The organism is Streptomyces sp. XM83C, from assembly GCF_023072675.1.
GTDB classification, from domain to species: domain Bacteria; phylum Actinomycetota; class Actinomycetes; order Streptomycetales; family Streptomycetaceae; genus Streptomyces; species Streptomyces thermocoprophilus.
On record NZ_JALLGL010000040.1, the window covers coordinates 24,764 to 31,403 of the forward strand.

8 protein-coding genes are annotated in these 6,640 nt (G+C 74.7%); 5 read left to right on the plus strand and 3 right to left on the minus strand.

Translation table 11 applies throughout. The annotated features are described in order from the left end of the window. Window positions 1-8: 8 nt before the first annotated feature. A complete protein-coding gene (locus tag MTQ10_RS07475; protein WP_247463560.1) occupies window positions 9-917 on the minus strand; it encodes an NAD(P)-dependent oxidoreductase in 909 nt (302 codons plus the stop codon). 150 nt (window positions 918-1,067) lie between these two features. Between MTQ10_RS07475 and MTQ10_RS07480 the strand changes: the two genes are divergently transcribed. Continuing rightward, window positions 1,068-1,664, plus strand: coding sequence for a TetR/AcrR family transcriptional regulator (locus MTQ10_RS07480; protein ID WP_247463531.1), 597 nt, complete (start codon window positions 1,068-1,070; stop codon window positions 1,662-1,664). A gap of 21 nt (window positions 1,665-1,685) precedes the next feature. On the opposite strand, the gene MTQ10_RS07485 is transcribed toward MTQ10_RS07480, so the two are convergent. Beyond that, window positions 1,686-2,258, minus strand: coding sequence for a PadR family transcriptional regulator (locus MTQ10_RS07485; protein WP_247463533.1), 573 nt, complete (start codon window positions 2,256-2,258; stop codon window positions 1,686-1,688). 256 nt (window positions 2,259-2,514) lie between these two features. Between MTQ10_RS07485 and MTQ10_RS07490 the strand changes: the two genes are divergently transcribed. Genes MTQ10_RS07490 through MTQ10_RS07500 form a run of 3 tightly spaced genes read left to right on the plus strand, consistent with a single transcriptional unit; the run spans window position 2,515 to window position 4,900 of the window. Continuing rightward, window positions 2,515-3,342 carry a thioesterase family protein gene (locus MTQ10_RS07490; protein WP_247463536.1) on the plus strand — a complete coding sequence of 276 codons (828 nt, stop codon included), beginning with the start codon at window positions 2,515-2,517 and terminating at the stop codon, window positions 3,340-3,342. Between the two features lie 3 nt (window positions 3,343-3,345). Then, window positions 3,346-4,440, plus strand: a complete 1,095-nt coding sequence (locus MTQ10_RS07495) for an ABC transporter substrate-binding protein (protein WP_247463539.1) — start codon at window positions 3,346-3,348, stop codon at window positions 4,438-4,440. A 25-nt stretch (window positions 4,441-4,465) separates the two neighbouring features. Then, entirely contained in the window at window positions 4,466-4,900 is a 435-nt protein-coding gene (locus MTQ10_RS07500; protein ID WP_247463541.1) for a VOC family protein, read from the plus strand. A gap of 142 nt (window positions 4,901-5,042) precedes the next feature. On the opposite strand, the gene MTQ10_RS07505 is transcribed toward MTQ10_RS07500, so the two are convergent. Beyond that, window positions 5,043-5,894 carry a methyltransferase domain-containing protein gene (locus tag MTQ10_RS07505; RefSeq protein ID WP_247463545.1) on the minus strand — a complete coding sequence of 284 codons (852 nt, stop codon included), beginning with the start codon at window positions 5,892-5,894 and terminating at the stop codon, window positions 5,043-5,045. Window positions 5,895-5,954: 60 nt separating this feature from the next. Between MTQ10_RS07505 and MTQ10_RS07510 the strand changes: the two genes are divergently transcribed. After that, window positions 5,955-6,640, plus strand: a 686-nt coding sequence (locus MTQ10_RS07510; RefSeq protein ID WP_247463548.1) for a PadR family transcriptional regulator, incomplete at its 3' end; no start/stop codon positions are given.

Here is a 6,640-nt window from a genome sequence, read left to right on the forward strand (position 1 = left end):
CGCCCGCGCTACCCGTCCGCCGTGGCGGGTCCGTCCGCGAGGCCGGCGTGGGCCGTGCGGGTCTCCAGGGCGTGCAGTACGGCGACCATGTCCTCCTGCCCGTGCCCCTGTTCGACCGTCTCCGTGAACAGCCGGTGGCAGACGTCCAGCAGCGGGGAGGCGACACCGGCCTTGCGGGCGGCCTCGGCGATCAGGCGGTTGTTCTTCAGTACGTCCGTCGCCGCGGCCTGCACGGCGAAGTCGCGGTCCAGCAGCTTGGCCGTCTTGCCGCGGGAGACGGCGCTGGCCATCGGCCCGGCGTCCAGGACGTCCCGCAGCAGCCGCTGGTCGAGGCCGTGCCGCCCGGCGAAGTGGAATGCCTCGGTCAGCCCGGTGACCAGGGTGATGAGGAACAGGTTGACGGACAGTTTCATCAGCAGCGCGCCCGGTACGGCACCGCAGTCGAAGACCTCGCGGCACATCGGCCCGAGCAAGGGCCGCACGTCCCGTACGGTGTCCTCCTCACCCGCCAGCATCGCGACGAGCTGCCCCTGTTCGGCCGGGACACGGGAGCCGGAGACGGGCGCCTCCGCGTACCGCCCGCCGTCCGCCCGGATGTCGGCCTCCAGGGCGGCGGAGTGCTCGGGTGCGGTCGTGCCCATGTGGACGACGGTCCGCCCGGCGACCCGCTCGGCGAACTCGGGGGTGCCCCTGGCCAGCACGGTGTCGAGGGCCTGTTCGTCGGCCTGCATCAAAAGCACCGTGTCCGCCCTTCGGAAGACCTCGGCGGCGCTCGCGGCGACCTGCGCGCCGGCGGCACGCAGCGGCTCGCAGCGGGCGGGGGTGCGGTTCCAGACGACCAGGGGTGTCCCGGCCTTCGCGAGGTTGAGTGCCATGGGCCGGCCCATGACACCGAGTCCGACGAAACCCACGTACACGCCGCACCGCCGTTCCGTGCCGGGAGCGGGCGCAGCGGCACCGGCCGCCGCACCCCGCGCTATGACAGCGGTCATAGTAGCTCTTCCATGACGGCGGTCATAGGGTGGTGCGGGATCGGCTCATGAGGCGACGGGCGGAGGGCGGCGGTCATGCCGGCATCGGAACGGGGACCGCGGGAGCGGATGGTCTTCAGCGCGGCCCAGCTCATCCGGCGCGAGGGCGTCGCCGGTACCGGGATGCGGGAGGTCGCCGCGCACGCCGCGGCGCCGCGCGGCTCGCTCCAGCACTACTTCCCGGGCGGCAAGGAGCAGCTGGTCAACGAGGCGGTGGCCTGGGCGGGCCGGTACGCGCGCGGCCGGGTGGCCCGTTTCGTCGCCGCGCTGCCCGAGCCGACACCGAGCGGGCTGTTCGCGCGGATGGTGGCCCAGTGGACCGACGAGTACGCGGCCGAGGGCTTCGCGGGCGGCTGCCCGGTCGCCGCGGCGACGGTGGACTGTTCGCAGTCGTCCGCGGCGACGCGGGAGGCCGCGTCGGCGGCGTTCGCGGACTGGACGGGCGCGGTGGCCGAGGCGCTGGCGGAGATGGGCGTGCCGGCGGAGCGGGCGCGCACCCTGGCGACGGTGATGATCAGCGCCCTGGAGGGTGCGCTGCTCATCGCCCGCGCCGAACGCGACGTACGGGCCCTGGAGGCGGTGACGCAGGAGCTGGGTCCGCTGCTGGACGCGGCGGTGGTCGAGCGGGCCTGACCGGGGTGCGACCCCCGGAGCTCAGCGGTTCCCGGCGCGCTGCTTCAGCCGGGCCAGTGCCGCCTCGGCCCAGCTCACGTTGGCGCGTTCCAGGGCGAGACCGGCCTGGAGGGTGAGGTAGGGGCCGACGCGTTCGGCGCCCGCCCAGAACTCGTCCTCGGTACGGCCGTCCAGGAGCCGTTCCCGCAGCCGTTCGTACCGTGCGAGTCTGGCCGCGGACCGGGCCAGGCGTTCCTCGATCTCGGCGCGGACGGCGTCCAGCGCCTGCGCGTCGCCCACGTCCAGGCACTGCACCTTGACCAGCAGTTCGTCGCGCAGGGCGAGCGGCTTGGAGGGGCGCGCGGTCAGATGGTCGCGTACGGCCGCGAGACCGGCCGGGGTGAGGGAGAACAGCCGCTTGTTGGGGCGCCGTTCCTGCTCGACGAGGCGGGCGGCGACCAGGCCGTCGCTCTCCATGCGTTCCAGCTCGCGGTAGATCTGCTGCGGGGTGGCCATCCAGAAGTTGGCGACGGACGCCTCGAACGCCTTCGCCAGGTCGTACCCCGACGCCTCTCCTTCCAGCAGGGCGGCCATCACCGCGTCACGCAGAGCCATGCGCCCGAACGTATCACCGGGCCGGGGCGCGGACGGGGCCTCCGGGGTCCGGACGCCGGGTGCCGGCAGCGGGGTGACGGCCGGTGGGTATCCTCACCGGGGTGGCGATGACCAGCCCGTCGTTCACCGCGGCCGAGGTGGGACGCGGGTGCCACGTCGGCGGCAGAACCGGGCCCGGCGTCCGTACCGCCGCCGGCACCGTACCGGCGTCCGTGTCGTCCCGGCCGGCGCCCTGGGAGCACTGGGAGCCCGTCCGTTGACGTCCGACACCGACACCGCCACCGGCAGCTACTACACGCGCACCGAGGACGGCCGCTACCGGCCCACCGCCCACGCGGGCGGCGCCTGGGGGCCGGACGAGCAGCACTTCAGCCCGCTCGGCGGGCTCGTGGCGCACGCGCTGGAACGGCGTCTGGCGGAGCGGCCCGGCGGTGAGGGGCTGTTCATCTCCCGTGTCAGCTACGACATCCTGGGCCGCCTCGCCCTCGACGACTGCGAGATCGAGGTGGAGACGGTGCGGCCCGGCCGCACGATCGAGCTTCTGGAGGCCACCGCGCGCATAGGCGGCCGGGCCGTTGTCAGGGCCCGGGCCTGGCTGCTCGCCGCCCATGACACCGAGGCCGTCGCCGGTGTGTCCGCCGAGCCGCTCACCCCGCCGGAGGAGCTGGAGCCGTGGCGGATGAGCGACCTGTGGTCCGGCGGGTACATCGCCTCCGTCGACGTGCGGCCCGTCTTCCCGTCACGCCCCGGCCGGGGCGCGGTGTGGGTCTCCACGCCGCTCTCCCTGGTGGCCGGTGAGCCGGTCGGTCCGCTCGCGTCGTACCTCGCGCTGGTGGACACGGCGAACGGCATCGCCGTACGTCAGCATCCGGACAAGTGGATGTTCCCGAACGTGGATCTGACGGTCCATCTGTACCGGCAGCCCGTGCCCGGCTGGACCGGCCTGGACACCACCGTCTGCTTCGGCCCGGCCGGGCAGGGGCTCACCAGCAGCGTCCTGCACGACCGCAACGGGCCGGTGGGTCACGCGTCGCAGATCCTCACGGTCCGCCCGCAGCCGGGCCCGCCGCGGGAAGGGCGTTGAGACGTGTCCGCGTCCTCGTCCCCGGTGCGCGTCGGTGTCCTCGCACCGCTGAGCCGGCCCGGCTGGGTGGAGGCGGGCCGTCATCTGCTCGCCGGTGTGGAGCTGGCCGCGGCCGATGTCGCCGCGGTCGGGGGTGTCGGCGGGCGTCCGCTGGAACTGCTCGTCCGGGACACCGCCGCCGACCCGCGGCGTGCCGAGGCGGCGCTGGACGAGCTGGACTCGCTGGGTGTCGCCGCGGTCGTCGGTGAGTACCACAGCGTCGTCGCCCGTGCCGCCGCCGCGCGGGCGGACGCGCTGCGCCTGCCGTTCCTGTGTGCGTCGGCGGTGCTCGACGCGCTGACCGACGAGCCGACCGAGTGGGTGGCGCGGCTGTCCCCGCCGCAGTCCCGTGGCTGGCGGATCTACGCGCACGCCCTTCTCGCGGCGGGCCACCGGCAGCTGGCGGTGGCCGGCCAGCCGGGCGAGTACTGGGCGTCGGGTGTGCGTGTCCTGCGCAAGGCGCTCGACCCGCACGCAGGCACCCTGGTCTGGTTCGACGCCGACGCCCACTCCCCCGAGGACCTGTGCGACCGGCTCGCCGGACAGCCCGCGACGGCGCTTCTGCTGCTGACGGGATTCCCGGAACCGGCCGTGCCGATCGTGCGGGCCGTCCGCCGCGACGTGCGGCTCGCGGACGTACTGGTCGGGGCGCCCGCCGGGCAGCCGGAGTTCGCCATGTGGGCGGACGCGCTGGGCGGCGACGGCGCCGGGGTGCCGTTCCTGCGGTATCTGCCGGAACGGCTCACGCCTCTCGGGGAGCGTGTCGCGGCGGCACTGCGCGCACGGCAGGGCGGGGAGCCGTCCTTCGTGGCGTACGAGGGCTACGACGCGCTCACCGTCCTCGCCGACGCGCTGCGCGCGCACGGCACGGACCGCTCCCGCGTCGCGGCGGCCTGGCCGCACGTCGCGGTGAAGGGCACGCGCGGCACGGTCCGTTTCTCCCGGGTGCCGGGCATCGGCGTGTGGCAGTGGGCCGGACCGCCGGTACAGGTCGTGGACCGGGACCCGGCCGCCCCCGGCTCCTTCCGCGTCCTGCGCGGAAAACCCCAGGCAGAGTAGGGGTTTGCGCCGTTAGGGTGGCCCGATGGCAAAGATCAGACAGGTCCAGGTCACCTTCGACTGCGCGGAGCCCCGCCGCGTCGCACGGTTCTGGGCCGAGGTGCTCGGATACGTGCTGCCGGAACCGCCCGAAGGGTTCAGCACGTGGGAGGAGCACGACGCGACGCTGCCGCCCGAGGAGCGGGACGCGTGGGCCGCGTGCTCGGACCCCACGGGGGTGGGGCCGCGGCTGTACTTCCAACGGGTCCCGGAGGGGAAGACGGTGAAGAACCGTGTCCACCTCGACGTGCGGGCCGGCACCGGCCTGGTGGGCGCGGAGCGGCTGGCCGTTCTGGAGGCCGAGTCCGCGCGGCTGGTCGCGCTGGGCGCACGGCAGGTGCGGGTGCTGCTCGCCGACGGCGAGAACGAGTCGTGCATCGTGATGCAGGACGTCGAGGGCAACGAGTTCTGTCTCGACTGACGGGGCGGGGAGGCCCGGCTCGGTGGGCGGACGGGCCGCGTGCGGGTTCGATCTGCGCTGCCGGCTGAGCGGGGCCGCCGCCGTGCCCCGGTGGCGGCCGGCCCCGGCCGTCGTCCGCGTGTCGCGGTGGCCCGCCGCCCCTTCAGCGGCGTGTCGCGGTGATCAGCCAGGTGGCCGACGGGAGCAGCACGCCCTCGGGTGTCTCGCGGGCCCGCAGCGCGGCGTGCAGGTCGTCCAGCGCGCGGGCGCGCCCCGTGTCGTCGAGGCCCTCCAGCATCCAGCCGAGCTGTCCGACGACGAAGCGGTGCGCGTCGTCCGCGTCCGTGCCGAAGTGCATCGGCGCGGCGAACGGTTCGAAGCCGAGGCCGGTGAAGCCGGCCCCGGTCAGCAGGGCGCGGACCCGGTCCGGCTCGGACAGGGCGAACGGGCCGGGCGCGCCGGGCGGTGGCCCCGGCAGATCGCGGCCCGCGGCGAGAGCCGTCGTCAGCGTCAGGAACCACTCGTTGCGTACCGCCGGCTGCCACACCAGCTGGACGAGACGGCCGTCCGGGCGCGTGGCCCGGGCGAGGTTGCGGAACGCGGCGTCCAGATCGCCGAAGAACATCGTTCCCGTACGGCTGACGACGAGGTCGAAGCCACCCTCCGGGAAGAGGTGTATCTGAGCGTCGGCCTGCTCGAACCGCACATGGCCGAGCCCGGCCTCCTCGGCCCGCTGCCGGGCGACCCGCAGCATCGCCGTCGACAGATCCACGCCGAGCACGCTCCCCCGGGGCGCCCTGCGCCCGGCCTCGCGGGAGATCTCTCCCGTGCCGCAGCCGACGTCCAGCACACGGTCGGCCGGGCCGACCGCGGCGGCCTCGAAGAACGGGGTGAGGTAGCCGCGCAGCGCGCGGTCGTACCGGTCGGCGTGTTCGGCCCAGTACGCGCCCTCCTCGCCGTCCCATGCCTTGACCTGCTCCGCGTTCGCCGGTGCGGCCTGAAGCGTCCTGGTCATCTCGACCACCCGCCTTATACTCCCAAAGGGACTGTTCCGGTCTAACCCCGTGGGGTGGCGATGTCAAGGGAACCCGCGCTGACCACGACCTCGTACGCGATCCTCGGGCTGCTGGCGGTCCGGCCGTGGAGCACGTACGAGCTGGCCCGGCAGATGGACCGCAGCCTCGGCCGTATCTGGCCCAGGGCACAGAGCAAGATCTACGAAGAGCCGAAGAAGCTGGTACGGCACCGACTGGCGCGCGCCGAGCGGGGAGCGGTGGGCCGCCGTCCCCGCACGGTGTACGCCATCACGCCCGAGGGCCGCGCGGCGCTGGCCGCCTGGCTGCGGGAGCCGGGCGCGGGGCCGGTGCTGGAGTCGGAGCAGCTGCTGAAGGTGTTCTTCGCCGAGCACGGCACCACGGCGGACACGCGGGCCACGCTCCGCGCGGCACGGGAGTGGGCGGTCGAACGCAACCGCGACAACCTCGCCACCGGACGCGCCTACGCCGCCGGTGAGGGCGGCTTCCCGGAGCGGGCCGCGCAGACGCTGCTGGTCGGCCGCTTCCTGACGGAGTACTACCGTCTGGTCGCCGAATGGGCGGACTGGGCGTCCCGGATCGTCGCCGACTGGCCCGACGACCCGGCGGAGGCCATCGTCGACCCGGACGCGCAGGCCGAGACCGTACGGCGCGCCGCCTGGAGCGAACCGGGCGACGGCCGCGTCCCGGGCCCGGCGGGGCCGGGTGCGGGCGGGCGGGGTCGTGG

What these genes read in the sequence shown, in the direction of transcription:
- MTQ10_RS07485 (WP_247463533.1), bottom strand. Translation starts at nt 2,258, where the DNA reads ATGGCTCTGCGTGACGCGGTGATGGCCGCCCTGCTGGAAGGAGAGGCG.
- MTQ10_RS07480 (WP_247463531.1), top strand. Translation starts at nt 1,068, where the DNA reads ATGCCGGCATCGGAACGGGGACCGCGGGAGCGGATGGTCTTCAGCGCG.
- MTQ10_RS07500 (WP_247463541.1), top strand. Translation starts at nt 4,466, where the DNA reads ATGGCAAAGATCAGACAGGTCCAGGTCACCTTCGACTGCGCGGAGCCC.
- MTQ10_RS07505 (WP_247463545.1), bottom strand. Translation starts at nt 5,894, where the DNA reads ATGACCAGGACGCTTCAGGCCGCACCGGCGAACGCGGAGCAGGTCAAG.